Origin of the sequence: Endozoicomonas numazuensis (assembly GCF_000722635.1) — a bacterium.
GTDB lineage: Bacteria > Pseudomonadota > Gammaproteobacteria > Pseudomonadales > Endozoicomonadaceae > Endozoicomonas_A > Endozoicomonas_A numazuensis.
The window spans coordinates 784,347-810,881 of the sequence record NZ_JOKH01000002.1 but is presented as its reverse complement, the minus strand read 5'-3'; the positions used below and the strand labels follow the sequence as shown (position 1 = coordinate 810,881).

Sequence of the window (26,535 nt, the reverse complement as noted above, 5' to 3'; positions counted from 1 at the left end):
TCCTAAACAGAAAGGGGCTTTGTTGTTATGGACTGAGGGCTTTGTGCCTGGTTGAGCATGCGTTCATTCAGCAGCCGTTTTTCTTTCTGCGCTGTGCGCAGCAACCAGGTAATGATCAGAATGCCTGACAGGGCCGTGACCATTCCGGCCATAGTTGGCACTGTCGCTTTTGACACGCCAGACGCCATGGCCCGGGCATTGCCTGTACCTGTGAAAGACATTACTTCGAACACTTCCAGCATCCCTGTAACCGTGCCAAGCAGTCCCAAAAGAGGGCAGACTGCAATGAGGGTTTTGATCAAGGCAAGGTTGCGTTCCAATTTAAGGTTGACCAGAGACATCAGTCTTCGTTTTAGCTTTTGTTGGAAAAAATATTTCGTTTTTTTGTCATTTTCATAGGTGGCTTTCGAAATATTTTTATCCTGGGCCGCAGACGCTTGAGTAAACCAGGGTTCGCTGTGGTCCTGAGCCTGCCAGAGTGTCAGTGCTTTTTTCACCATTTTTGGATGGTGGAATTTCAGGTAGTAGATTCTTTCCAGAACCAGTATCCAGAGCACTCCTGTGACCACGGCAATGACGGTCAAAACCGTGCCCCCCAGCTCCAGAAAGTCCCGGATCGAAATCAGTATCTGTTCCATTCCTTGTTCCCCACTGATATCAGGCTATGGCTTCAGCCGGGGTTTTCGGACGGCTGGTAACAGTCGTTTCAGGTGCTGACTGAACCTTGCCCGCCTGCTCGGCAATAATACCGACTGCCTGTTCTTCCAGAATTTGGGACAGGACTTTGGCTTTGCTGGAGACCAGAGAGTGCAGCAGCATGGTTGGGATGGCTACAGCCAGACCCAGAACAGTGGTTACCAGTGCCTGGGAGATACCTCCAGCCATGAGTCGTGGGTCACCGGTTCCAAACAGAGTGAGGGCCTGAAAGGTGACAATCATTCCGGTAACGGTTCCCAGCAATCCCAGAAGGGGAGAGATAACGGCAATCACTTTAAGAAGGGTCAGACGTTTCTGTATGGCGGGCACCTCTTTCATCAAGGCTTCGCCGATTTTTAATTCCAGTGTTTCGGGGTCTGCAGAGCGATTCTTCTCATAGCATGCCAGAATTCTTCCCAGTGGGTTGTTGCCGTGGGTGCCTGGGTTCTTGATCTGTTTCCTGATATTGCTTCCCATCAGCCCAAGCGTCATCAGGCGTTCCAGAGTCACAAGGAGTGCCAGTAATCCCAGAGCCAGAATGACATAGCCCACGATACCACCCTGTTCAATACGTTCCTGCAGTCCTGGCACATTGACCAGCATGGACAACAGTTGTCCTCTGGTTGGGTCCAGAGAAAAAGTGATGGGTGTCGTATTATCAGTGTTGTTAGAAAAGCTATTCAGCTTTGCAACTGAGTCAAGATAGCGGCCTTGTGGCTGGCGTGGCAGCTCAATCAGTCGGCCTGTTTCGGCAATGTACTGCAGGTATTTATCATGGCTGACGACATTAAACAGACCTACTCGGGTCACGTCTGTCTGTTCTATCTCTCCTGAAGTATTGGTGACCTGAGCCTGGAAGCGCACGACCTTACCGGATTCAGTCATTTCCTGTTGGAGCTCAAACCATAGTCGCTCTATATCCTGTAAGTCGGGAAGACGGGTGGCTTTGCCCATGTTTTCAGAAAAGGCTTCCAGAAAGAGGTCCCGCTCAGGGTATTGAACCTGGGTAATAGAACCATTGAACTGGGAGCGACTTTCATTGGCTGTTTGCTGCAGCACACCAAACAGTTCTTTCATGGTGCCCAGTTTCAGGGACAGAGCTTCGTTCAGTTCGTCCAGTGCCTGACTGTTTTGCTCGTATTGCTGTTCATAGTCCTGACTGACCTGATCCAGTCTGGTTTTTTCCTGTTGGAGGCTGTTGAGCTTTTGTTGTTGCTCAGCTCTGGTTTTTCTGAAGTCAGCCAGTCTGGTTTTGTGCAGTGCCTGATCTTCAATACTGCCTTTTTTAATTTGTTCCAGCAGAGCGTCCAGAGTGACCGGCTCATTGGCGGATAACACTGAAGGAATAAATACTGCGCTGAGGAGTATAGCCTTGATGAATCTCATTGGGCTTCTCCTTGGGTATCAACATTAAAAACCGGGATAGACAGCAGGTCCGGAGCCGTCTGTTTTCGGGCCATTTTCAGACCCTGACTGAGATGACGCTGGTAGTCAGAGGCTTCAAGGCTTTGCCACTGCTTGGTTGCCGCATTCCAGGCACCCATCTGATCACCTGAAGCCGTTTGATACAGTAAAGCCACCCGACCCACTCTTAAAAAGTCGACATCGCGAGCTGAACCATCCAGTTCCAGTTGGCCACGATAAGCTTCGATCGTTCGACCGTATTTATTTTCTTCCTGGTAGGCTTCAAAGACTTTTCGTAGCTTCTCTGCGGTCGAAACATCAGGACGACCCAGCAAGGTTTTCAGGGACTCGACACGCTGCAGCCGTTCTTCAGGCAGAAAGGGCGTGTCCAGTGTGACAAAAGAGTCCAGTGCAGCGATCATGCGATCAATTAAAGGAATGATCTGTCGTTCAATCTCGGCGGCATTTTCAATGGAGTTCTGAATATCCGCTATTTCTGCCGTCTGATTGTCCAGCTGTTGCTTGAGGACGGAATTGTAGGTCTTGATACCTTCTGTAATCTTGCTGAGGTGAAGGTATTCTGTTTCCAGAGATGTGATCTGATTATCAATCGATTCTATCTGCTGCTGGGCTTTTTGGCCGGACTGGATGCGATCCTGACCGGTACGGGTAACATCATCAATAGTGGATGCCAAAACGTTCCCTGAAATACTGGCGGCAAGGAAGAGTCCGACATGCCATAAACATTTATTTTTATTCATTAGTACTGTTATGGGCTGTTAATTATTCGCTACAGGCGTCTATGAACTGCACTAGCCAAGGGGGAAATAAATGTTCATTTCTTACAAGGCTTCTACTGCGAGCATTATGTTGTATTTATATGATGTTTACTTTTCACATTTATTTCAAAAAAATTTCAACAATAGTGGACAATATTCACTTATTGTTGAGTGTTTGCCTCATTTTTACCCAGCTCGGGTATCTCCAGATAATTCATAACCTGACTCAGGTTAAATTCGTTCGTCTGAATGAGTGAGTTGAGGTGCTCCGATAACGCTTCGGGAGTATCCAAGGTTTGTAGCTCGGGAAAGACATCCAGAATTAATGCGGTGGTATGGTGAATAATATCGGGCAATGTATCATCGGAATAAATTTCAGATAATGCCTGTGTGACCATCGTGGATATAACAGAATAAGCCATTGAACGCCTATTTGTTGAGGGTATCTGATAGATATTCGCACTGGTAACGTGCAGCAAAGAGATACCAACGATTGCCAGTTGGGGAGTTTGAGGGTTTATTAACCAGCTGCTCACTTCTTCTGCTGATCGAGCAAAGACTGGGTAGAGTTGAAAGATGATAGGTTGATAGAGGGAAATAGCAGCGAGTCGAGTCAATATCCTCATAAGCTCAGGATTTTTGAAAAATTGAATGAAGCGCAACAGGCATAAATGAGAGGCATTATTCATCTGGGCTGGATGACCCATGAAAGCATCTTTAAAAAATGCCATAGCTTGATACAAAGCCCTGGGGTCAAAGTCCCATTGCCCAAAAGCCTGATAATAAATACCGACTATCTCGGGTCGAAAAGCAAAAATACGGGCAAAGCTGGCTGGAAGGTTGAGCATATCATGCACAGGGCCAAACCTGGATATGGTGCTTCTGGTTTGTAAATAATCCAGAATAATCTCGGCGCTGGACATAAAAACTGGATCATAAGGGTCAACATCGTTAATGGGCCAAAACTCCAGAGTGTGGTGGATGAGGTATAGGAAGCCCACCACTTTTTGTTTGTTGATGTAGTCGTACAGGTGCTCACTGTTAAGGTGGCTTGCGATGCTATTGATCAAGACTGTTTGCACCTGTGGATCAACCAGTTGTGATGCCAGGTGCAATAGCTGGGCGGCGGCATCCAGGTTTAAAATCAGGTTTTGCCATCCGGTATCAGAGCCGTCTAAAAGTGCTTGAAGAAGCTTGATGATATTGGTTTGATGCAGTGCATGGGTCAGTATCTGGGTGTTGATATTAAAGCTGAGAGTGTTCAGATACTGGGCTGTATGAGGCTGAGCACCTAATAACTGCATAATCTCGCAGATAGCATCAAGATGGCTGTCTGAATGGCTCGCAAAGAGTTCTTCCAGAGCTTGAACGATTGTATCGCTCTGATTCATTTGGGTGAGAAATTGATTGATGTTCCATTCTTCTGTGTTTGGGGCAGCGTCTTCATTGAACAGAATATAGAGAGGTGAATCACTCTGGATCGGGAGCATAAAAAAGGAGTGGTTTAAAGCGTCCAGATAAGGCACAGGTTTTTTGAGTTGAAGCAGCCTGTGATCTTCAATAAATTTCAGTGCCGGTGACCAAATTGGAAATTTAAGCTCCAGAAACAGAGGCGTTAAGCCGGCTGCTGATTGAGTCAGAATTGCGAAACTGCTGGCAAGAAACCAATGTTTTTTATTCATGATTGATGACGGCTCTTTTTTTATAATCAAGCAAAAGAGCATAGTTAAAGATCAGCTGCTTGCCGGTTTTTTGATCTTAAAATGAGCGGGTGAAATTCAAATTCAAACCACTGTTGCTGCCAGCATGACTCCATTGACCGTTGATCTTGAAGCTGATGGATAAAACATTGCTGAGCTCATGGCGGAAGCTGGCTGCAAGAATAGTGTAATCAACCTGCTCTTTGCTGCTGATCTTGTTGTGGGTTTCGGCAAGGGTTGAGCTTTCTACCAGCTCATAGCTCAATTCAGCACTGCCCCTGACGTGTTGGCGTCCAGCGTAAAGTAACCATTGCTGTTGTTGGCTGATGCCAGGGAGCAGAAGCTCCAGTTGAACACCCAGTTGATAGACCTCAGCCCCTGAGTTTGATTTCAGATTGGATGCTGATGAATCCTGATCAATATTCAAGCTGTGTTGAGTCGGCTTGTTCCAGATTTTCAGTATCTCAATGCGAGGTTCAATACTGAAAGTGTCGCTAAACCAGCCCGGCTTAATCTGGTAGCCTGTGGAAGCGTATCCCTGCCATTGTAAGGTTTGGAAGTCATCTTCACCGGTGATCGGGCTTTTAACACGGTATTCAGGCCAGCCCAGTCCGAGCATCAAGTTATGGCGCCAGGCAGAATGTTGAAAGGATGAAAGCAAGCTGAACTGGGTGGCTTCTGTCTTTACTGAGTCGCCTTTGACATCAAGATTTATAGAGACCCGTTGTCGGGAAACCATCAAGCCGGCCAACCAGTTATCGTTGATAAAACCCAGAGTTCCCCAGGAGAATGTACTGCCCTGCCAATGAGTCGATTCATGAGAGCCTGATTGGCTGTGTCCTTGCAAAAAAGTGTACCACTGACCTGTCTGATCATTAGACGCCAGCGTCATGTCGCCATAAGAAAAGCCGGACAAATGAGTGAACTCCGGTGCAAGAGGTTCCTCAGAGGCATGTTGGTTCCAGATAGCATGGCAGGAGTCCCAGACTCCAGACATGAAAGACAAGGTGAAGAGACCAGTCACTGAATTCATCGACTGTATGGAATGACTGCGATCACGCATACTTTGTTGGTGTAGGGCTTGATGATCAAAAGTGGGTGCGACTTGTGGTTCTTCTGACTGTGGCTCATCAGGCGCTGGTTCAGGGTCATTTTCTGGAGCCTGCTCTTCGTTCTGTTCGGGTAACTCTTCCGGGTTCTCTTCAGGTTCTGAAAGCTCGGGGTCACTTTCGTGTTCGCTATTCAAACTCTCTTCCTGAGCCTTAGCAGGTTCAAGTTGCTGGTTCTCGTCAGCTTCTGAATCAGGCAGTACAGGGCTTGTGGGTTGCCGGAAAGAGTCGGCATAAGCCTTAAAGTCGAACTTTTTGGTAAAGCCTTGAACATCTTCGGGCTGGCTGACAGAGGCTGGATGAAGCTGAGTTGTATTCGACACTGTCTCCGTATTAATGCTCGCAGGTGCCGGGCATTCGGGTGGGCGGAAAGAATCAGCATAAACTTTATAGTCGAATTTTTGGCTGAACCCATCGGAAGCCTCAGGCCTTTCCAGCTTCGTGTGTTTTACAGGCGGAGGTGCTACTGGTTTAGAAAAAGCGGGTTTTCGGAATGAGTCGGCATACTTTTTGAAGTCAAACTTTTCGGTAAAGCCATCTGTCCTTTTCGAGTTCACTTTGTCTGGGTTGTTCAATGTAACCGGTAAAGACTGTTGATCCATTTTCTGGGGCGTTTCGGGTTTTATTTCTGTTGCTGGGCAAGTGTCGTTTGTGTTGATAGGTGGTGGCGTCACTGGTTTTACTTCTGAAACAGGAGGGCGCTTCAGAATAAACTCATGAAAATTGTGTTTGTCATTAGGGGGGGTTTGGGGAGCCAGGCATACCGGGGCTTCTTCGGATGTCTGATTAACCCTCAAGGAATCCACACTGTTTACAGCGGGTTTGGGTTGTGGAGCGGGTGTTGTGCCATAAAGAGCCAGGTTGTCATCACTTAGAGCGGCTGTCAAGGCCTCCTCGGCTTGTGTTTTTGAATAGTTTTCCTGACTGCCTTCATACCAGCTTAACAGTCCGTAATAGGCGCTTGAAGCGGTATACCAGGCAATCATCCCCCTGACCAGAACCTTGTTAGCCGGAGCAATCCAGGCTGAGTTACCCACAACCCAGCGGGAAAAACCAGCTCCCCAGTCCGTATCAGACATCTCTGGCGATCTTGGCTCTTGTCGGGGCGTTTCATGCTCGTTGGCTAGCCGGTTTAAGGCTTCCCAATGATTATTCCTGTCTCTGACCAGCACTTCCTGATGTATATTCAGTTGCTCCAGGTCGCCTGCCAGGGTTTCAACTTGCTGGTTCAACCTCTGTTCCTGTGCTGAAAACGTTTGGAGCCTTTGTTGATAATCATTTTCGCTGATTTCCACGGGTTTCTTCTCACCCAAAAGATCATCACTCTCTAAAGCCGTCTGTTTGTGCTCAAAAAACAGTTCGTTTAACTCTTGATCAAGGTGTAAGGCATTTTTTTCAACGGTATGCTGCTCTTCGAGTGCTTGATTGTATGAGTGCTGTCTTTTTTCCAGAAGCTCTCTTTGCTCTAAAATATAGGCTTCTAATGTCGGGTTGCTATTCTTGGGAAGATCCGAATTGAACACTTCAGTATCTAAAGGCGGGTCACTGGATTGTTCGTCTACAGAGATTCTGTCTAAGAGTCGGTTAAGCTCCGAAAGCTGCCTGTCGAGTGTGTGCCTTGTATTGTCTTTTGAGGTTTGATCCAGTTCACTTTGAGCGCGATTGAGGTTTTGTATTAGATCGTCGTGTAACTCTTCATGAGCCAGCAAAGAGGCTTCAGTTTCCTTAATTTCAACGGTGTGCGGCTTTAGCTTTTGTTCAAGTTGACGGACTAATGACTGGCTGCCTTTGATCTCTGCAGTGATTTTGTTGTGCTCAAGATTGACTTCATCCAGCGACGTTTGAGCCTTCTTGAGCCTGTCTTTTTCCTGCCTCAGCTCATGCTCCGCCTGTTTAACGTTGTCTTGCAGAGGCTTTATAAACGTTTTCTCGTGGTTAAGGGTCATCTGATGCAGAGCTTCCAGATCTTCAGCTGTCACCTTGTCTGATTGACCAAGCTCCTCTATTTCTCGTGTCCACAGCTCTTTTTGCTGCTTTATCGCACTAAACTCTTCCTGTTTGTCTTTGAGTGTTTCTTGTAACGCTTTCACCCTGGCAGACAAGTCAGCGGTTTGATCTTCCAGTAGAGCCGTATTTAAATCTTCTATCTCTCTGGCTCTCGCTTCCTGCTGGTGAAGTCCTGTTGCCAAAGTCTGTCGATGTTTATCCAGCTCAAGTTGCAGGCCGTTTAGTTTTTTATTTTTTTGGTCCAGAATTTCTTCGATCGAGGATTTTTTCAACGCCCAGCGATCAAGTGCCTGCCGAACATTCTGATGGTGGCTTTGCAAGCGTTTCTGCCGGTCTTCTATTTTTCTCAACTCTGAAAGAGCTTCATGGCGTTGTTGGTGGATTGAACTCTGCTGTTCTTCTAGCTTGATTCTTTTGAGATTCGCAATGAACTGGTCACGCTGAAAAGGATTCTCCTGTGGTTCAGGGCTGTCCAGCAGTAAAGGTGAGTCAGGAAGGTCGTCCTGTTGAGGCAGGGGAGTATCAAAGTCTTCGCTCAAGAGTTGTTGTTCCAGCTGCTTCAGTCTGTCCTGTTCGGCGACCAGGCCAACACTGGCCGTTTCCAGTATCTGCTTCTGGTTACTTATTTGCTGGTGCATCCGTTCTTTTTCCTGACGTAAAGTCAGCAAGGTGGTTGTCAGCTCTTTTTGCTGGCTAAGCTCTGACTGTTTGCTTCTCAGGTCAGAAGAGAGAATGTTGATACGTTCTTCCTGCGCGTTCAGCTTGATCTGGTCAGATTGCAACTCTCTGATCAGGGGCTCAAAGTTTTCAGGAATACTCAGGCTGGGCTGTGAGGAGGTATCGTCGCCAGACGCATCTGTGGGCGCTTCTGTATTGGATATTGTCACAGGAAGCTTTTTGATGGTGGGCTGGCTTAGCTCATTCTGAGCGCCAAGAACCCAGTCGGCCAAACCGGGGATAGCCCCCAGTGCCTGACCTTTATCGATCATCCGGGAAGCTTGCCCCGGGCAGTAATGTTCCTGCAGATAACCTTCGACATAGTTCAGAGTTAATCGTGTGACTGACTGAATCGATTGAGAAAAGTGCTGTTCATGCGCAAGGCGGGAGTGCTGATGGGTAAGGGCTTTATCAATAAGTCGCTCAGCTTTGGCAAAGTCGGGTGAAACTGGATAGCGTTGATTAAGCTCCGCTTGCCGGATGGTTTGTTCCAGCTGGGTCAGCCGGGTATGCCAGCGATCGGCTTTGGTAAAGGGGTGCACTTTGGTGCCACTTTTCTCCAGAACGCTTTTCATCATCTTGATTCGAAAAAGAAATAAAGGCGCCGGGTTGCTCTGCCATCCACGGATCTGATCGGCCTGATTCGATTGTAAAGGTAAGCAGGTTCCCAGGGTCCAGATAACGATCCCTGCTACCAGTGGATGCCTCCACAAAGCGATAAAAGAATACAGCTTCATTAGTCAGGTTCTGGACCCTAAGCAATAAATATTGAGGTAAAAAAGTGGTTTAGTAGGACTTACGCATTGATGGCACCTGCCAATTTTGGCAGCAGGTAATCTTTGCCCTTTGCAAAACGCTCAATGAAAGCACCCACCGTCTCTTTAAATAGCTCACGTTGGTGCTGATAAATATTCGTAAACTCCTGTGCTATCTGCATTTTCTGAAGATATACAAAGCTCAATAGGCTGGCGAAACGTAGTGGCGACAATGGTCTTTTAGTATCGTCCTAAACAACCTGACCTTGCCAAAATCTTTGACCCACGCGTTCAGGCCATCATCTGGTATTTCAAGATGCTGAACCTGCTGCCACTGACCTTTTTCCAGTGATACTGTCCTGTTTTTTCAACGGCGAACATGAACCTTGTTTGATGATTGATAATCCTCGCGGTGCAGAAAATGATTAGCGCTATCGTGAGGGGTGCCAGCCACTTCTGTCAGCCTTGTGCATGTTGATGATTTTGGTTCACTAATCAAAAAGCCCATGTATTGCGAAAGGGTGCATCGTGCAGTCGTTGGGCGAGTTGTACTTCTCACTTTCATCCCTGGAAAAAAACAGTTATTTCTGGCCGTCATCAAACTTCAGTAGGTGCTGTCAATGCGTAAGTCCTAGTTTTGATCGCAATCTTGTTGCTAAGTTCACAGAGAGTGTAGAAAAAAGGGCTTGCTCAGGAGCATTATTTCCGAGGGGTTCTGGCTTTAAGTGGAATTGCCAGTCAGAGTTGGGCCCATATCCCTGTATGATGGCGAAATAATCAACTCAGCCATGAATATTGGCACTGTTTTTGTGCTTTTAGGCTTACTGAAGATAAAAACGATTACGAATCGGCCCAAAGTGGCTTTAACTCATACTTGCGCCTTTCGGTGGTGAAAAGGTTTTTACGATAAAATGGCAACTGATTACCCTAAAGGAAACAACTTGATGGCCAGAAGCTACAGCCTGGCAGAAGAAATCGCGAACAGTATCACTCATGGCCTGGGTGCTTTGCTTAGTGTTGCGGGTTTGACCCTGCTGGTGGTCTATGCTGCCCAGCAGCAAGACGTGTGGCGGATTGTCAGCTTCAGTATCTATGGAGCAACATTGGTACTTTTGTTTCTTTCGTCAACGTTGTACCACAGCTTTCAGCATGAAAAGACCAAGAAGGTCTTCAAACTGATGGATCATTGTTCCATCTATTTATTAATTGCCGGAACCTATACTCCGTTCCTGTTGGTCAGCATGAGAGGAACAGTGGGCTGGATCATGTTCGCGATCATCTGGATACTGGCTATCACAGGGATTGTCTTCAAGGTCTGGTTTGGCCCCCGATTCAAAAAGCTTTCAGTAGCGACGTATATTCTGATGGGCTGGTTGGTGCTGTTTGCTTCAAAAGAACTGGCCAGTCAGATATCAATGGAAGGTATTTATTGGCTGGTCGCGGGTGGTCTTTCTTACACATTGGGCGCCGTTTTCTATTTGTGGAAACAGCTGCCATTCAACCATGCTATCTGGCATGTGTTTGTTCTGGGTGGCAGTGTCTGCCATTTCTTTGCAGTCCTTTTGTATGTGCTTCCTGTCAGATAATCTTCATTCAGGCTATGGATTTAAGTCGATAGCCTGAATAGAAGTTGCCGACTCCTGTCCTGCTCTGCACAATAGTCGGGTAAATAACAATAAGAATAAAGGGGCCAGAAAGATGCCAATGCCCAGCGATATCAAAGTCATTGATCTAATGCTTAGCGTACCCGGTGAAGACAACAGTCAGTGGTACGAGTATATGAAGCCGATGCTGTTGGATGCTGAGAGCCGTGAGCTCTTCAAAATGCCAGCCCAGTATATGTTCAAGGATATTCCTCAAGCGGGTAAGAAAGAAGATTATATTGCTTACACGCTGGAGCAGATGGATAAGCATAATATTGAAAAGGCGTTGATGGGGTTTGATGAGAATAATGAAACCGCTATGGAAGCCCTGCGTCGCCACCCAGAGCGCTTTATGGCTTCTTATGAAGCGAATCCCAACAATGCAATGGATGAAGTACGCAAGATAGAAAGGTTGTATCACGAATACGGACTCAAGGCGGTGACGGGCTTTCCCTCAGGTCTTTGTCCTCAGGTTCCGATCAACGATAAAAAGTGGTATCCCATTTATGCCAAGCTGGTGGAGCTGGATCTGCCGTTTTGTGTTTGTGTCGGCGTACCAGGCCCTCGTCTGCCTATGGCACCTCAAAAGGTAGAGTTATTAGATGAAGTTTGCTGGTTTTTCCCTGAGCTGAAAGTGGTCATGAGGCATGGCGGTGAACCCTGGGATGATCTGGCCTGGAAGCTGATGCTCAAGTACCCCAATCTTTACTATTCCACCAGTGCTTTTGCCCCCAAATATTATCCGGAATCCATTATTGATTTTGCCAATACTCGGGGGGCAAACCAGGTAATGTATGCCGGCTATTTTCCTATGGGGATCTCTTTGGATCGTATTTTTAGAGACATGCCTGACGTGCCTTTCAAAGATGAGGTCTGGCCGAAGTTTCTCCGTGAAAATGCTCAGCGTGTTTTTAAAATCAATGAATGTCAAACCTGAGTCTTTAAAATACCCTGGATAGGAGGCTGACCGAGAATAGCGTCCGAGCATAAAATTCAGTGGAAAAGATGGCTGTTCTTTCTGGATTTTAGGCCGGGCTGTCTATTCTCGGTCAGCCTCCTGGGCCCATTACCCTTGAAGGTGTGGGTAGGCAGCAAAGGAGCGAAGCCTCAGAGCCTAATGAATCTAAGGATTTGTCTTGAAATAACTTCCCGATTAAAACATGAACTCCGTTCACCCTGAGCCTGTCGAAGGGAGGTGGCTCTGGGCTTCGACAGGCTCAGCCCGAACGGGGGGTGGTCAAATAAGGAAGTTATTTACGGACTATTCCTAAGTCTTAATCTCCATACCGTTCACTCACCCCGATCACCTGCTTCTCTCAGGCTCACAGGGCTTTGCTCACTTTGCAACAATACCGTTCAGCCTTCAAAATGTTGGTTTGTAGGGCAGAGGATTACTCTTTGAAATCGCCAGCGCTGAAGATCCATTATCTCCGATCATAGGTACTTTTATGCTTTGGTAGGCGATATTGGTGCTTCTTCTTCCCCCTAAATATTCACTGGTGTTTTTCCCTTTACAGCGGATAACACTTTCTTTTCCACGTTCTCGAACTGCTAAATAGTGAGAACGCTTAGAGGGTGAATACAACATCGCTATGCGAATATCGTTAGTGTGCGTCACGCACCCAACATCAAACGCATCTTTGGGCTTGGAGCATAAGTCTTTGCCGCTGATTACTCCTTTTATTCCTGCTTTATTGGGGAATAGCGATTCCAAAACCGTCATAGTGGTTTCGGAAAATATTTCAGACAGAAAACGGGAGAGCGTCGAATCATCAAAGGCATGAATTTTTGCGTAGTCTCCATGGGAAACCATTGGGAATCCTATCCATTCATCGTACAGGCTCTGTGCAATCAAACCAAATGGCTCCTCTGGTAATTTCACGGGTGTTGTCATGTTTCTGAAATAGCTAAAGGGGTAACTTTTGTTTCCAAGAAAGCTTTTTAGTGTACGTAAATGCTTTATTATGCACTCTCTCTGGGGCTCGCTGAATCGATCAGCTTTTTCTTCGAACTTTTCTCTCAACTGTTGGAGAGACCAGCTTCTGACTTGGTCAGGAGATGCATCAGATTGAGAATCAAATCGCCTCATGACTGGCTGTTCAAGAAGTTCCACTAAAGTGCCATGTATGTTGGCGGGTTTTCCAGGTTCTGCCTCATTGACGGTTACTACTTCGCAAGGGCGTGTTCCTGGGGGCACGATCTTATCCTGAATGGCTCGTACATCGACAAGGTGTCCGATTTTACTGATTACTTTGTCTTTGGAGAGTGGTTTCTTTGCAATATCTCTTGTTCTTTCAGTCACTTTTTTATTCACTTGGTCAGCCATAAAAACCATTTTTTTAGTGGCTTCAGCCATTTTGTCTTGCTCTCCCTGAGCGTCGGCAACCTCCTGCTTTCTTTGCTCAATTATTTTAAATTTCTTATTCGTTTTCGTAATCTCTTTTGCTTTTACAGGTTCAACCGGCACTGATGGAGTAGGCTGCAGAGTTATAGAAGGCGGTGGTAGAGAGCTATCCTCAGGTTTTCCATCTCTGTCTTTAATGCCGTCTAAAGCAGGATATAAATGTGCGTAAGGCATTACTGATGAAGGAACAGGCTTAGGAGCATTGTCTTCTCTTTTTTCAATGCTTTTGGGTGATGGAATTGGCCTGGCAGGTACTGAAACTGTTGAGGGCGAAGGCAATATTTTTTCTTTTTCTAAAGCTTCTTGCTCCTTTTTTTCCACAAGCTTTTGCCATGGGTTTAAACGATCAGACGCCTCCTTCTTTCTGCGAGCCTCTAGCTCCTGTATTTGTCTTGTAATATCATCTAGCGAGGTGATAGCTATTTGAAAGTTTTCATCTTCTCTGGCTTTTCTTTCACTCCACTCTTTAGCCTTTATTTCTTTAGCCTTTATTTCTTTAGCCTTTATTGCTGCTTCTTGTTTCATTTGAGCATGATCTGAACCAGATAATGCTTCTTCGCCTTCACCTTCATCCGATGAGTCTCCAGGTTGGGAAGGATCGACTACTTCACTGACTATGGCGTTAATATCCAGCTGATACTCCTCAAATGCCATTAAATCTTGTACAGCCTGTACCTGATTTTTCTGTTCCTCTGTTGAGCACCTGTCCATGACTTTATCTTTTTCAAGGTGGCGGTAGGTTTGTCTAATGCAGTGTTTTCTAACTTCCGCTGTAAGGAAATCCATCTGGTCTGCCAGTTTATTTAAAGCTTTTTTAATAAGATTTCTGGAAAATTCAGATTTTGGCAGAGCTTTGGCTATCCTTCTGAACTCTTCCATACAGGTAATAAAGTGTGTTGCCGCTTTATTTTTTTCCGGTGAGATAAAATTGTCAGTCAGTTTGTTTACAAATCCAGCAACATCTTTTTCCAGAGATAAACGTTCTTTCACATCTTTTTCAGCGGCCTGTATCCTTTTCGCTAAAATACCAGCGTCTAACCCAAACTCTTCGGAGAGCCAATGTTCCTCCAGAGAGAAGCTTTCCAGCTCAGTAAATAGTTGGTCGAACTCCCTGTCCAGAGCGCTGGAATCAATACCATCAGGAAGTTTATAGTATTCATTTGGAAGAGGTTGCACCAACGATTGACGCTTTTCTATCCATTCCACTTTCCGTTCAGAACATTTCGGGTGCTGGCTCCAATGGTCGTGGGTTCTATCCAGAGAACCACCGACTATCTGTTTAGGCGTGTCATTAGGTGTTTTGCTTTGCTCCGTTGGCGTCCTGGGCTCTATCGGTTGCTGTTTGCGTGGTTTCTGAATGATCTGTGTTAGCATGGAAGAGGCTCCGGGTTGATGTAATTGTTTCTATTGGACAAGGAGTCTGCAGAAGAGTTTTACTGCTGTTAGAAATGCTGTCACAGTTGTTAGCAATACTAGGAGGCTGACCGAGAATAAACAGTCCGGCCTAAAATCCAGAAAGAACGGCCATCTTTTCCACTGAATTTGCTTAAATAGGTCAACTATTCGCACAAATTCAGTGAAAAAGCTGACTCGTTCTACTGAATTTTATGCTCGGACGCTATTCTCGGTCAGCCTCCTAGGTGGATAGGTCAGAGTTCCAACAGAAGAGGCTGGTCTGCTACTATTCGTTCATTCTTACTCCTCCTTTTCCTTTAATGAAATCCCAGACAATGAGCGACGATTTGGTTTTTGGCCTGCATGCCGTGCAGAGCCTGTTTGAGCATTCTCCAGAAAAAGTTCTTGAGCTTCTGATCCAGAAAGGTCGGACTGACAAACGAATCAGTGGCTTGGTTGATGAAGCCCGAAGTCATGGTGTGACGGTACGGTTTGTCGAGAGAAGTCGCCTGGACTCCAAGGTAGAAGGTGTGCATCAGGGGATTGTTGCTCGTGTTGCCCAGGCAAAAGTGTATCGGGAAGGTGATCTTGAAGATCTTCTGAATAACCTCGATGAGCCCCCTTTTCTTCTGATTCTGGACGGTGTCACTGACCCTCACAACCTGGGAGCCTGCCTGAGAACGGCGGATGCCGCAGGTGTGCACGCTCTGATTACGCCCAAGGATAAGTCAGCCAGCCTGAATGCCACCGCTCGAAAGGTAGCCTGTGGAGCAGCAGAGAATGTTCCACTGGTTCAGGTGACCAATCTTTCCCGCACTATGGAATGGCTGAAAGATCGAGGTATCTGGATGATGGGTACCGCAGGTGAAAGCGCTTCTGATATCTACAAGACCGACCTTAAAGGTTCTTTGGCTCTGGTCATGGGCGCTGAAGGTAAAGGTATGAGAAGACTGACCCGGGACAAGTGTGATTCACTGATTTTTATTCCCATGGCTGGGTCAGTCAGTAGTTTGAATGTCTCTGTAGCGACAGGTGTCTGTTTGTTTGAGGCTGTCCGCCAGAGACTGGGCTGATATCAACAGAACAGTATCTTGACGTTCAGGAAGGATTTTCTCGCAAGTGCAGCCAAGCGTTAATGCTCATAGATACTCCGTTCATCCTGAGCTTGTCGAAGGATGCTGGTAATGCACTTCGACAGGCTCAGTGCGAACGGTATGGGCTGGTACTAGCTTCCACGTAGCAGAGCATCCAGATGCTCGATCACAACGACCCAGTCAGCGTCTTCATGATAAGCCTGTTGGATAAATGCCTGCTGGCTGTCTGAAAAAAATTCAGCATGCTGAATTTTTGTTTGGTGTGGCATTGTTTGATGCTTTTCAATAAACGCATCAATCTCTTTATCACTGCTGGGCAGTCCGAGCTGATTAAATAGATCGTTCATGGTGTGATGAGCAGGTTCCATGGATACCTCCTGTTTACCGGGGCTGTGTCTGTCTTATATAACGATCAGAATAGCAGCCTGAAAACGCTTCGCCTGAAAACGCTTCGCCTGAAAAAGAAATGAAGGAAAAAGTGTGAGTAAAACCAACAAAGCTGTTTTATTGGATGCTGCAACGTTAGGAGACGATGTTTCTCTGGCTGCCTTTCAGCAGCTTCCTTTATCTCTGGAGGTATTCGATACCAGTGAGCCTGAAAATGTGGTTGAACGCTGTCGTGATGCTGTAGCAATTTTTACCAATAAAGTGGTTATTGATGAGTCGATGCTCTCTTCTCTGCCCAACCTTCACTATATCGGAGTGCTGGCGACAGGAACAAACAATATTGATCTGGCTGCATGTGAGCTCCGGGGCATCAGAGTTCAAAATATAGAGCGATACAGCACTGCATCGGTAGCTCAGCACGCTATGGCTTTGATCCTCTCCCTGGCTGGTTCGATACCTGCTTACTCTCGTGATGTTGAGAATGGTACCTGGGGAAAAAGTAATAGTTTCTGTTTGTTGAATCACCCCATTATAGAGCTGGAAGGTAAAACGTTACTGGTCATTGGCTTTGGTGATTTAGGCAAGGCTACAGCCAGGTTGGCAGAAGCTTTTGGAATGACGGTGTTGAAGGCGGCTGTTCCGGGTTCGGGTACTAAAGGGAATGACCGGGTTGAGCTGGATAAAGGGCTTAAGCAGGCAGATGTCGTTAGTTTGCATTGCCCCTTGAATGAAAGCACTGCCAACCTGTTGGATCAGAACAGGCTCTCATTGATGAAGTCCACCGCTATTCTGATCAATACTTCCAGAGGTGGATTGGTCGATGAATGTGCTTTGGCCAAAGCGCTGGAATCAGGGCGTTTGGGGGGAGCCGGCTTTGATGTTTTAACAGAAGAGCCGCCAGTTAATGGCAATATTCTGCTCAGAACATCATTACCTAATCTGATTGTCACTCCCCATTGTGCATGGGGAAGTCTTGAGTCGAGGCAGAGACTGATAAATCTTGCAGCACAACACTATGAATGCTTTCTTGAGGCGTAACTGGAGCATTGGGGTTGTATTTCCATTAATTCAGGGCTGCAAACTCTTGAGGTCGTGTGTTTGTCAGGTTGTTCGTCATCATCGGACAGTGGCTCTGTGCTTACTTGTCGGAGCTCTTTTACTTTCGCAATAGTTGCCAACAGTATCGCCTGCTTCGAACGTTTCTTTTTTTCTGGGTCGGGTATTAACGTTGCCAGTATATCGAGCCATTGATTAATGACAGCCCGGCGATTTCGTTCAATCTGGTTATGAGCATTTTTCTTGGTCAGCTTTGAGGTATTCTCAGCTTCAGCTGAAAAAGTTAATTCTATTGGGTCTGTTGTTTGTGAGGGAGCAATATGCGGTTGTAGTTGCAAGTCGCTCAGAGGACGGTTTTGTTTATCTTGAATAAACTCGGCAGCAGCGCGCAGTATCTCTGTTTTGGAGCTCCCTTTTTTGTAGCGAAGAGGCAGCTGCGTCAGAAGCTCTTTATAAGATTTACTCATGTTTGCTGTGGCTAATCTTTCATGGATATTGTGTTTGGTTTTGTGATTGGTTTTGTGTGGGGCAACGGTTCTATCCAGTGTTTCGCTGCTACCGTCATTGGCTTCAGACTCTCTCTGGTCGGTAGCTTTAATACATAAAAATGGGCCGTCAACGGGTTCGGATTCTTCTTTTCTTGGGAGAGACGGTGACTTTTTCTTGGCCGCAGGCAAAGTATGATCAGGTGAAAGCGAATAACTGTGTTCCTGTTTAATTCTCAGGGCATCTTCGCTCAGATCTGATTCTGAGTAGCTATTAACGTGAGCTTCTGAAGCACTGTCGTGGCTGCGCTTTCTGAGGGTTAAAAGCTCTGACGTAGAAGAAGTATCTGTGGTAGATGCGGTTGTGTCAGAATCAGAAAGAAAGTGGTCTCGCCATAACATCAGCATTTTGTAACGCTTTCCGGTACTGACCAGACAGTACTCTAGTTGTTGCGCACCACAATTCGTGTCATTCAGAACGCTTTTGTAGCTATGATACTCGCGGTACTCTTTTAGAGTCATTTGTGATGAGATCTTAACTCCGTCTTTTACTTTTTCTCTGTGGACGACAGCGTCCATCAATTTATGGCCTGCATGTGGACTAATGGCATTAACAGGTACCGTTTGGTTCAGGTCTTCCTTTGAGCCCTGATAGAGCTTTAGGAGAACAGCAGGGTACTCCACCAGATCAATTATTAGATCTCTTGTTTTAGATTTTGGTTTATCACCGTTGGGTGTCTCTGGTACTTGGGCTTGTCTCAAAAACCATTCATCCAGCTTATTCTCCGGTTTGGCCAGGGCACACAGTGTTTTTTTAGTAAAAACACCGCAAGAGGAGAAATCTTTCTGACTTTCAAAGGCAGGGGTCATTATCGCTCTGTTCATTTTGGGGAAGGCGGTTTTCAGGGCAGTTTTCACTTCTTCATAAATCTCTTCAGAGTGTTTATTTCTGCCATCCAGTGTTTCGTGGAGATAGCAGACCAGATAGCCATCTCTCCTGATGATTCGGGCGGCAATCATATGAGCGGCATAAGGGTGTTGGACAATAAAGCTGATAGCTCCATCTTCCTTCAGGTTTTTCAGCCAGGGGATCATTTGCTCCGATGTTCTGAATGCTTCTGGCCGTGTTCCATGCTTGAGCTCAAATAAATCCTGAATGACTTTTGTCGTTGGGTAGAGTTCGCCTTCGGTCGGCAGTTGGGGGAGAGGCCGTCCATCAGTATCAAAGACTCTGGGGATATCAAAGACCAGCGGATTACTCTGAATGTACTGTTTTTTTATCGAGTCAAACTCAGCACCCTTTCTCCAGACGGGGTTGCCATTCTGTCCGGTTGTTCTCTCAAAAATAAGGCCTTTCCAGGCGTGCAGGCCAAGATGAGTCGTATCTTCATGGTTTTTGATGGTCAGTGTTCTTTTTTCTTCCGAGTTGAAGACGGAAATGAGAGTGCCTTCATCAAAGTGATCCGCTTTAGGCAGTTTGATGCTGGTGGTGTTGTGATATTGCCAGTTGTAGCCCAGAGAGGTAGGGTCATCCGGCGTGGCAGGCATATCCTTGCTTGATTCAGTTGTTCTTCGATAAGCCAAAGCCATGCTGTGTGCCAGATCACTGGGGTTACGATCATTCAGGGACGGTCTGATGTTGGATATCTGGTAGATATCCCAGTCATTGGTGTCTCTTTTCAATCTGTCACACAGGGGTTTTCCCAGAAAGTGTTCCCGATCTGATTCAAGAAGTCTAAAAACTTTTACAGGCAGGGTGTTGAGAAAATAAAATCCAAAACTTTTTCTGACACAGGGGTAAACTTCACGTTCATCAAACGCTTCAGAGGATACTGGTCCAGTGGGTTTGGCTATTGCCTGTAGATCCATTGCAGGTCGCTCTCCATTTGAGCTTATCTAATCATTCATCTGACTCATTCAAATAGACGAAGTTCCCCTGACTGGAATGGGTAGAGCTATTTCTGGTCATATTTATTGAGACGAACGTTCGTTCAGTTATGATTTGATCACTAACCTGATGGGTTGAGGAAGAATAAAAATGATCAGCGAAGAACTCTATAAGCAGGCTCTTGGATCCTTCCCTGCGGGGGTTACTATTGTTACTGCTTACGATATAAAGGGGAGCTGACTGGTTTAACTGCCAGTGTTTTCACTGCTGTATCCATGTCTCCTCCTTTGGTGTTCGTCTGTCCGAATTACAACTCTGACACCTATCCTGTTCTGACTCAGGGAAAACGCTTTGCCATTAATATCCTGGCCTCGGATCAGGCTGGGCCTGCCTTTGCTTTTGCCAAAAAAGGAGAAGCCAAGGCGAAAGCTATTCAAGACATTGCTGTCAGGGAAGGGAAGACGGGGGTTCCCATCATTCAAGGTTCTGTAGCGACGATTGAGTGCAGCCTCTGGAACGAATACGACGGAGGCGGTCACGCCATTCTGGTAGGAAAGGTTGAGCACATCCATCTGGATCAAGACAGTGCTCCTTTAGGATTTGCCCCAAAATAACTTCCCGATTTTCACCCGGATTCCGTTCGCCCTGAGCTTGTCGAAGGGTTATGGCGTTGGGCTTCGACAAGCTCAGCCCGAACGGATTTTGAGCAGATTTGAATAAGGAAGTTATTTTGGGACTATTCCTTAGTTTATTACCGGGGGCAAATGAATGCATGGGAAGCACCTGTCACGATTTAAAGTCATGTTGTCAGGCTCAGGGGAGAGAGAAAGTGCCAGATACCGAATTTTTTAAACAACAGGGACAGGCACTTTCCAGCTATTCCGGATTTTTAACCGGACAGCAGTGTTATATGGAAGTTAAATATCTGATGATGGGTGGGCTGGGTTCCTGACCATAAGAGGCTGAAGAGGCCAGGCTTTAATCACAAAGTTAAAGCCTGGTCGTTTAACATTTATTCATAAGTGCAAAGATATGCGGTGTCACTGGCTACTTTCAGTTGAAAGGTTTTATTAGCTTCAACAATAAAGTGTTCGTTGCTTCGAAAGGTTTGCCAGATATCGCTGTCAGGCAGCTTGACGGTGAGGGCTCCACTGACAACGGCCATGGTTTCTTTCTGACTGGTACCAAATTCGTACTCGCCCGGTGCCATAACGCCCACGGTGGTGGGGAGTGATTCACCTTTAAATGCAATAGATTTTACCTGTCCATCAAAATACTCATTAACTTCCAGCATGGTATTCCTTCTTCTTAATCATTACTTCGTCATCTACAGCCATGAAACGATGGACTGTTGGTCTTTTTGTGATGAGTGACTCAGGAGAGGTTGGATCTCAGGGTTTGAAAAGCCTGTTTAACCCGCTCCAGTATTTTGTATTCTGAATAATCTTTGAATTCACCGGCATCAAAGAAAACGCCATTGCAGTAGGTGCAGGCCTCAAACTCAATATGCAGTTGAGTCTTATCCACCATTTTGATCATCTTTTTCATGCACTCGGGACAATCAATATCTCTCACAGAGTTATAGGCAGAGGCTGCGTTGTTGGAGGGCGTGTCAATTTCACCGCTGTCCTTAATGCTTTTGGCAGTTTCATGGCTACCGTCGCGAAACCAGATGCCGTGGCATCCATTGCATTTAGATGCAGACAAAGCCATATCAGGGATCTCTGACATAGTGTTATTGCATTTTGGGCATTCCATACAACTTCCTTCTGCGGTTTTTATTATTAGCCAGGAGTCTGTTGGAATTCAGGCCAAAATTGTCTTAAGTCCGACAGGCTCCCGAGGCAGTATATTACTACTTTTTCATGGTCACAAAAATGGAAGTTGTAATGCGGTCATTCAGTCATGTTTGATGGTAAAACGGTAAAAGATATCCACAGCCTGTGCCAGACCGCTGACAACTTGCAGATAGAGCCTGGGCATCAGTTCATAACGCACTTTCACTTCGCTGACTGAACTGAAAACACCGGCACCGTACTGAAGGCGAAGACCTGGCGCTATGTAGCCACCGATGGTGACCTGAGTGTCTTCACCACTGCCTTCGGTATCCAGGGAGACATCACTGAAGCCAAAGGTTTCACCAATGGACGTGGCAATGCCGCCAAACTGAGAGATTCCGATACCTACCAGCATTGCCTGGGCACTGGAGCTGTCATCGCCTTCCAGACCTTTGCCTCGCAGCAGGTAGGAAAGTTGTTCCTGTTGAGGCATTTCAGGACTGGAGTAAACGCTCCATTCCGGCTTGGCTACAGGGCCGCTGACGTTAATGCCGACTTCGACATTGTCTTCAATGGTATCCGGGTTTCGTATGGCATTGACCAATAAATAAGGGGAGTCGATAGGCCCCTGAAAAATGATCTTCCCGTCTTTGATCAACAAGTCCTGGCCCAATTGCCGGTATCGTCCTTCAATCAGCTTAATGGTACCGTGCCCCTCAAGGGGTTTATTGGTGAGTTGCAGAAGATCGAGATGCCCTGCGAGTTTGGTCTTGAGGCCATAGGCATCCAGTCGTATATCATCTCCCAATTCTATTCGCGCTTTCATCGAAAACCGTTTGCTGGTTTGTTCGTTGAATTCTGATGTTTGCCCTTTTTGTATTATTACAACGTCGTCTGATACTGAAACGGCATTTTCCGGAAGACTGTTGATATTAATTCGGCTCCAGGGGATCCGGATAATACCTGTCAGCTCAATCTGCTCTGACAGTGTCAGTTTTAGATCGGGAGAGACTCTGATTTCACCAATGCCTGGGTATTTAACATCCAGGTTTTGTCCTGCCAGTGTGATGTTTCCAGAAGGCTTCTGAAGGTCTTTCCAGTTCAGTTGACCTCCCAGGTCAAGCGAGCCTTGGCCTACCTGCATTTTGCCTTCTATCGTGCCGGAGTCGCCGTTCACGTTCAGATAGGTATTCAGTTCAGAAACGCTGACAATTTCCCGGGTAGTATTGGCGTAGCCGTTTTCAATGGCCAGTCGACCATAAAAGAGGGGTTTGGTCAGTGTACCTTCCAGTCGTCCCCGGGCAGAAAAAGTACCATTCAGTTTGCTGACTTCTGGCAAAAATGGCGCAAATATTTCCAGCAGTAACTGATCGACATTCAGTTGGCCGGTGAGTGTTTTTTGATCCTGTAAATCATCAACAGCCATGCTCAGGTTACTGTGTCCCAGTTTGTTGGAGAGAAAGTTTAAAGAGCTTCGAAGCTGGTTGTTGGCAATGCTGGCTTCCAGAGCAAGCTCGGTGTAATCACCCGAAAGGTCATAGGCCTGGAGTGTGCCGGGTGTGGAGCTGAGGTTCAGGGTTAATTCTGGCTGGTTGTCTTTCCAGCGGACCTCTCCTTGGGAGGAGAGGAAAGCCTGCCAGTTAAATTCGGCAGGGAAAAAGGCTTTAAATCGCTCAGGAGCCAGTTGGTCAATATTAAAGGAGAGCTGACCGGTATCTTTACTCAGATGGTTTGATTGAACACAGATACTGGAAGGGGATGACTCCAGACAGAATGGTGAGAATGAAGCGCTGACCGCTGATGCTTTGATATCAACGGGCTTTTGCAAAGACCAGTGACCGAACCGGGTATTCAGGTCGCTGCGAGTCAGCTGCCCCTGCCACTGTTCGTTACTGTAGCTGCCTGCCACAGTGATGATGCTTTTGAGTTCTTTGCCTTGAGTTGAGAGTCGGACCTGATGCTGTTTTTCATTGCCTCTGGCTTCCAGCAAGATCTGGCTCAGCTTTTGGCTGCCCTGATTCATTGAATCAATACTGATACGAGCCTGACCCAGTAACTGTTCTTTCTTTTCAATATTGCCTTTTGCAGAGAGGCCTTTAAAGGCGGTGTCCAAGTATCGAATGGAGGTGCTGTCCAGTTGAAAGTCTAGTGAGGGTTGCTGTTTGCTTCCTGAAATATTGATTAAACCTTTTACTTCACCTTTCAGTCCCGGATAAAGTTCTGCCAGATTCAAAGCATTGAGTTCTGCTTCTATATTCCATTGTTCGTCAAGGTGACCGTGAGCGCTCAACCGGTTGTCACCGACCTCGGCATTGACGCGATCCACTTTCCATTTAAAAAGACTGTTGACGTCCAGAGTGCCAGAGAGTGAAACAGGTTTGTCTCTGAGCTCCCCGGTAATATTCATTTCAGAAACCACCAGGTGCCAGTACTGACCTTTCAGATTGAAACGGCTTTCCAGCACACCATCGAGGGTGCCGGGATACTCCGGTAGAAGGTTGGCAGTATTCAGGGAATTGAGATTAATCTTTCCATTCCAGGAGATACCCTGTGTCCAGCCGAGCTGGCCAGAGACGTCTGCATTGCCTTCTGGAGTTGAGAGAGAAAGTCGTTGAATGGCAATGTGTTCAAGACTCCCCTGAGCTTTGAGGGTGGCGTAGATTTCAGTGTCTTTCTGAGTCTCAGGTGTGGATAAAAAGTTTGAAACAGCCCTGGCTCTGGCATTCAGTTGGTAGTCCGTCAGGGAGCCTTGAATAGCAAGGCTCAGCTCTTCTGGTTGAAGTTCACTATTCAAAGGGGCTGGATGAATATCTACTTCTGCTGACAGTGGATAATCACCGCTCAGCGATATATTTCCTTCCAGACTGGCCTTTCCAAGGGCGTGTTCAACTCTGAGTGTATTGATATTGATTCGGGATTGCCGGGCGTCAGCAGACAGAAAGAGGGCGCTCACGGCTTCTTTAATCTCACCCTGCTCATAAGTGCCCTTGTCGAGAGTCATTTTTTTAAGAGTGATGGGTAGAGGTAGTTTTATCTCTGGCAATATCATCTTGTCGCTGGAGGGTGCTTGTTCTTTATCAGACGCTGGCAGTTTAATGGCAAGGTTTTCCAGCAGCAGTTCATCAATCACCAGTTTTCCTTCGAACAGCATTCCTGGCTGCCATTGCAGAGTCAGCCAGTTTGCTGTGATCGCCATATCCTGATCAACCCAGCCCGGATTCTGAAAGACGATGCCATTAGGAATTGATCCCTTAATCAGTTCGCCCTGAAGTTCAGGTAATTGGGTGCGAGCCAGGTTCCATAGCCAGAGATTGCCGGTGTGAGTGAGAAGCAGAAACAGCGCCAGACAAAGAGTTGAGACAAGAATGATCAGGATTCCTGGAGCCTTCAGCAGATAAAGAACAGCCGTCCTCATATTTCTGGCCCCATGGAAAAGTGCAGTTTATAAGGGGCGCCAGGTTCACTGACAGCAAAGGCCAGGTCGACTCTTAAAGCTCCGAGTGGTGTGACCCAGCGAATACCAAAGCCGGCACCGGTCTTCCAGTCATCTTTGTAATCATTGGTAGCCGTTCCTGAATCCACAAAAAGTGCTGCTCGCCAGTGATCCAAAAACTGATAGTTGTATTCCATGCTGATCGCTGTCGTGTATTGGGCCCCAATCAGTTTTCCGCTGGCATCCTTAGGGGCAATACTCTCGTAGTTGTAGCCTCTTACGGTTTGATCTCCTCCTGTGAAGAAGCGAACGGATGGCGGTATTTTACTGACGTCATTTATCCAGATAGCACCTTGCTCAATGCGGCCAATAAAACGGTGCTTTTCTGCCAGTGTGGTCAGGCCTTTGGTGCGTCCCCAGAGCTTCACAAAGCTCTGATCTGACCCCCACACTTTGTCGGAAAGCTCAGTCTTGGACATAATCAGGTAGCCACTTGCCGGATCCAGTTTGCCTCCCTTTGCTCGCCGCTTGTTCATGGATATACCTGGAATGCCGAGCAAGCTTTCTCCGTTCTGAAGACCCTGCTTGTAGCTTTCGTACTGAATTCTGAAGAACAGGTCACGGTCCCAGCCTTGGGGATTCTTTTTCCATTTGTGGATTGAAGTCGATCCCAGATTGCTGATGGTGTCTTCCTGCTCCTTGTACTGATAACCGACTTGGAGGTCATAGAATTCAGTTAATGGGTTTCCGTAGGGGATTTTATAACTGGAGGTCAGCTCGGATCTGGGCGCAGAGATCAGAGCTTCATTGGTGAGGCTATGCCCTCTGTCGTTAATCAGGGGGATATCCCAGGTGAGTGATAGTCGTGGCCCTTCATCGGTAGAGTAACCAGTTCCGGTTTCTATTTCATAGTTTTTATTGGGGGTGATATTGATAAAAATCGGCACATGATAGTTTTCAATGCGATCTCTCATGGGGCGAATATCAATCTGTTGGAAATAGCCGGTAGAAGCAAGATCCTTGTTCAGATTGCCCAGTCGGACGGATCGATATTTTGAGCCGGGCTTGAAGGTCAACATTTCCTGAATCAGGACTATGGTGTTTTCCGGGATTTCGCCATAAACAATCTCCCCAAAACGGTAGCGTTTACCCGAATCAAAAACCAGCTTAACGTCAGCCGCATAGTCTTCTGGATAGATCTTGACGTTATGGGTCGACATTTGAGCATCAAAAAAGCCGAGAGACTGGGCTTGAGTGTTAAGAGCAGATTTAAGGCTTTCATACTCGCCACTATTGAATACGGCTCCTGTTTTTAGAGGGGATCGTTTGACGATTCGTTTGAACGAACGATTTTTTCGAGCGTCCCCTTTTAACTCAATGTTGATATTGCGAATAAGCACCGGTTGTCCCGGATCAACATGAATGTTGAGCTGGTCTGTGTCCTTGCTATCTATCTCCATGGAGATGGTTGGACTGAAGTAGCCTAGAGCTTGCAGAGATTTCTGAACGGCTTCAAGGATACTGCTCTGATAGCGGGGTAGCTGATCAGGCTCTATTTGAGGCAAGGTTTGCAGGAAAAGTTCGGCATTTCGCTTTTGCCCGTCTTCCAGACCTTCGACTTCATAGAGTAATGCAGCAGCTTTTCCTGTTGAAAATAACAGAAAAAGCAGAGTGAGAAGGCAGTAAACAGGTTGCATGTGATTGTTCTTGATTCCATGACTCCCATTCAGTCAAACATAGTCGGTTTGCTGCAAAAACTCCTTCAGCCGCTAATGTGCAGAATGTGTTTTCAGCTTGCCATTTTT

At 46.6% G+C, this 26,535-nt stretch carries 18 protein-coding genes and 1 pseudogene; 6 read left to right on the top strand and 13 right to left on the bottom strand.

What is annotated here, in order from left to right; genetic code table 11:
* Positions 1–2: 2 nt before the first annotated feature.
* From GZ78_RS10905 to GZ78_RS28305, 6 genes and pseudogenes are all read right to left on the bottom strand, one after another.
* A complete protein-coding gene (locus GZ78_RS10905; protein ID WP_051786059.1) occupies positions 3–638 on the bottom strand; it encodes a MotA/TolQ/ExbB proton channel family protein in 636 nt (211 codons plus the stop codon).
* A gap of 19 nt (positions 639–657) precedes the next feature.
* Positions 658–2,082: a MotA/TolQ/ExbB proton channel family protein gene (locus GZ78_RS10900; protein WP_051786058.1), complete on the bottom strand. Its 1,425-nt coding sequence runs from the start codon at positions 2,080–2,082 to the stop codon at positions 658–660.
* Entirely contained in the window at positions 2,079–2,861 is a 783-nt protein-coding gene (locus GZ78_RS10895; RefSeq protein WP_051786057.1) for a DUF3450 domain-containing protein, read from the bottom strand. The genes GZ78_RS10900 and GZ78_RS10895 overlap by 4 nt, the downstream gene beginning before the upstream one ends.
* Before the next feature lie 179 nt (positions 2,862–3,040).
* Positions 3,041–4,561 carry a hypothetical protein gene (locus tag GZ78_RS10890; RefSeq protein ID WP_034835360.1) on the bottom strand — a complete coding sequence of 507 codons (1,521 nt, stop codon included), beginning with the start codon at positions 4,559–4,561 and terminating at the stop codon, positions 3,041–3,043.
* A 76-nt stretch (positions 4,562–4,637) separates the two neighbouring features.
* Positions 4,638–9,149, bottom strand: a complete 4,512-nt coding sequence (locus GZ78_RS10885) for an autotransporter domain-containing protein (protein WP_034835358.1) — start codon at positions 9,147–9,149, stop codon at positions 4,638–4,640.
* 59 nt (positions 9,150–9,208) lie between these two features.
* Positions 9,209–9,726, bottom strand: a pseudogene (locus GZ78_RS28305) (hypothetical protein).
* Between the two features lie 385 nt (positions 9,727–10,111).
* Here GZ78_RS28305 and trhA point away from each other — a divergent pair.
* Complete coding sequence (gene trhA, locus GZ78_RS10880; RefSeq protein ID WP_034836449.1) at positions 10,112–10,753, top strand: PAQR family membrane homeostasis protein TrhA; 642 nt, start codon at positions 10,112–10,114, stop codon at positions 10,751–10,753.
* A 118-nt stretch (positions 10,754–10,871) separates the two neighbouring features.
* Entirely contained in the window at positions 10,872–11,747 is an 876-nt protein-coding gene (locus tag GZ78_RS10875; protein ID WP_236631529.1) for an amidohydrolase family protein, read from the top strand.
* A gap of 426 nt (positions 11,748–12,173) precedes the next feature.
* Here the strand turns inward: GZ78_RS10875 and GZ78_RS10870 are convergent, their stop codons facing one another.
* Positions 12,174–14,420: a hypothetical protein gene (locus GZ78_RS10870; RefSeq protein ID WP_034835356.1), complete on the bottom strand. Its 2,247-nt coding sequence runs from the start codon at positions 14,418–14,420 to the stop codon at positions 12,174–12,176.
* A gap of 524 nt (positions 14,421–14,944) precedes the next feature.
* On the opposite strand from GZ78_RS10870, the gene rlmB reads away from it, so the two are divergent.
* Positions 14,945–15,682 (top strand): 23S rRNA (guanosine(2251)-2'-O)-methyltransferase RlmB, encoded by a 738-nt coding sequence (gene rlmB, locus GZ78_RS10865; protein WP_034835355.1) that lies wholly within the window; start codon positions 14,945–14,947, stop codon positions 15,680–15,682.
* A 152-nt stretch (positions 15,683–15,834) separates the two neighbouring features.
* Here the strand turns inward: rlmB and GZ78_RS10860 are convergent, their stop codons facing one another.
* The gene (locus GZ78_RS10860; RefSeq protein WP_034835353.1) at positions 15,835–16,071 is read right to left on the bottom strand and encodes a DUF2789 family protein; all 237 of its coding nucleotides are present in this window, start codon (positions 16,069–16,071) and stop codon (positions 15,835–15,837) included.
* A gap of 112 nt (positions 16,072–16,183) precedes the next feature.
* Here GZ78_RS10860 and GZ78_RS10855 point away from each other — a divergent pair, with 112 nt between their 5' ends.
* A complete protein-coding gene (locus GZ78_RS10855) occupies positions 16,184–17,128 on the top strand; it encodes a D-2-hydroxyacid dehydrogenase (protein WP_034835351.1) in 945 nt (314 codons plus the stop codon).
* Here GZ78_RS10855 and GZ78_RS10850 read toward each other — a convergent pair.
* Entirely contained in the window at positions 17,104–19,500 is a 2,397-nt protein-coding gene (locus GZ78_RS10850) for a helix-loop-helix domain-containing protein (RefSeq protein ID WP_034835349.1), read from the bottom strand. The genes GZ78_RS10855 and GZ78_RS10850 overlap by 25 nt on opposite strands.
* Positions 19,501–19,704: 204 nt before the next feature.
* On the opposite strand from GZ78_RS10850, the gene GZ78_RS10845 reads away from it, so the two are divergent.
* Complete coding sequence (locus tag GZ78_RS10845; RefSeq protein ID WP_330217611.1) at positions 19,705–20,133, top strand: flavin reductase family protein; 429 nt, start codon at positions 19,705–19,707, stop codon at positions 20,131–20,133.
* Positions 20,134–20,348: 215 nt separating this feature from the next.
* Complete coding sequence (locus GZ78_RS30645; protein WP_269078756.1) at positions 20,349–20,471, top strand: hypothetical protein; 123 nt, start codon at positions 20,349–20,351, stop codon at positions 20,469–20,471.
* 60 nt (positions 20,472–20,531) lie between these two features.
* Here GZ78_RS30645 and ppnP read toward each other — a convergent pair whose 3' ends face one another.
* The 4 genes from ppnP to tamA all read right to left on the bottom strand — a co-directional run bounded on the left by ppnP (position 20,532) and on the right by tamA (position 26,427).
* Positions 20,532–20,813 (bottom strand): pyrimidine/purine nucleoside phosphorylase, encoded by a 282-nt coding sequence (gene ppnP, locus GZ78_RS10840; protein WP_034835347.1) that lies wholly within the window; start codon positions 20,811–20,813, stop codon positions 20,532–20,534.
* 80 nt (positions 20,814–20,893) lie between these two features.
* Entirely contained in the window at positions 20,894–21,277 is a 384-nt protein-coding gene (locus GZ78_RS10835; RefSeq protein ID WP_081869832.1) for a zf-TFIIB domain-containing protein, read from the bottom strand.
* A 141-nt stretch (positions 21,278–21,418) separates the two neighbouring features.
* The gene (gene tamB / locus GZ78_RS10830) at positions 21,419–24,712 is read right to left on the bottom strand and encodes an autotransporter assembly complex protein TamB (RefSeq protein ID WP_034835345.1); all 3,294 of its coding nucleotides are present in this window, start codon (positions 24,710–24,712) and stop codon (positions 21,419–21,421) included.
* Positions 24,709–26,427, bottom strand: coding sequence for an autotransporter assembly complex protein TamA (tamA, locus tag GZ78_RS10825; RefSeq protein ID WP_051786055.1), 1,719 nt, complete (start codon positions 26,425–26,427; stop codon positions 24,709–24,711). Before tamA ends, tamB begins: the two co-directional genes overlap by 4 nt.
* Between the last annotated feature and the right edge of the window lie 108 nt (positions 26,428–26,535).

What these genes read in the sequence shown, in the direction of transcription:
- GZ78_RS10885 (WP_034835358.1), bottom strand. Translation starts at nt 9,149, where the DNA reads ATGAAGCTGTATTCTTTTATCGCTTTGTGGAGGCATCCACTGGTAGCA.
- GZ78_RS10875 (WP_236631529.1), top strand. Translation starts at nt 10,872, where the DNA reads ATGCCCAGCGATATCAAAGTCATTGATCTAATGCTTAGCGTACCCGGT.
- rlmB (WP_034835355.1), top strand. Translation starts at nt 14,945, where the DNA reads ATGAGCGACGATTTGGTTTTTGGCCTGCATGCCGTGCAGAGCCTGTTT.
- GZ78_RS10900 (WP_051786058.1), bottom strand. Translation starts at nt 2,082, where the DNA reads ATGAGATTCATCAAGGCTATACTCCTCAGCGCAGTATTTATTCCTTCA.
- tamA (WP_051786055.1), bottom strand. Translation starts at nt 26,427, where the DNA reads ATGCAACCTGTTTACTGCCTTCTCACTCTGCTTTTTCTGTTATTTTCA.
- tamB (WP_034835345.1), bottom strand. Translation starts at nt 24,712, where the DNA reads ATGAGGACGGCTGTTCTTTATCTGCTGAAGGCTCCAGGAATCCTGATC.
- GZ78_RS10905 (WP_051786059.1), bottom strand. Translation starts at nt 638, where the DNA reads ATGGAACAGATACTGATTTCGATCCGGGACTTTCTGGAGCTGGGGGGC.
- GZ78_RS10890 (WP_034835360.1), bottom strand. Translation starts at nt 4,561, where the DNA reads ATGAATAAAAAACATTGGTTTCTTGCCAGCAGTTTCGCAATTCTGACT.
- trhA (WP_034836449.1), top strand. Translation starts at nt 10,112, where the DNA reads ATGGCCAGAAGCTACAGCCTGGCAGAAGAAATCGCGAACAGTATCACT.
- GZ78_RS10860 (WP_034835353.1), bottom strand. Translation starts at nt 16,071, where the DNA reads ATGGAACCTGCTCATCACACCATGAACGATCTATTTAATCAGCTCGGA.
- GZ78_RS10895 (WP_051786057.1), bottom strand. Translation starts at nt 2,861, where the DNA reads ATGAATAAAAATAAATGTTTATGGCATGTCGGACTCTTCCTTGCCGCC.
- GZ78_RS10835 (WP_081869832.1), bottom strand. Translation starts at nt 21,277, where the DNA reads ATGGAATGCCCAAAATGCAATAACACTATGTCAGAGATCCCTGATATG.
- ppnP (WP_034835347.1), bottom strand. Translation starts at nt 20,813, where the DNA reads ATGCTGGAAGTTAATGAGTATTTTGATGGACAGGTAAAATCTATTGCA.
- GZ78_RS10850 (WP_034835349.1), bottom strand. Translation starts at nt 19,500, where the DNA reads ATGGATCTACAGGCAATAGCCAAACCCACTGGACCAGTATCCTCTGAA.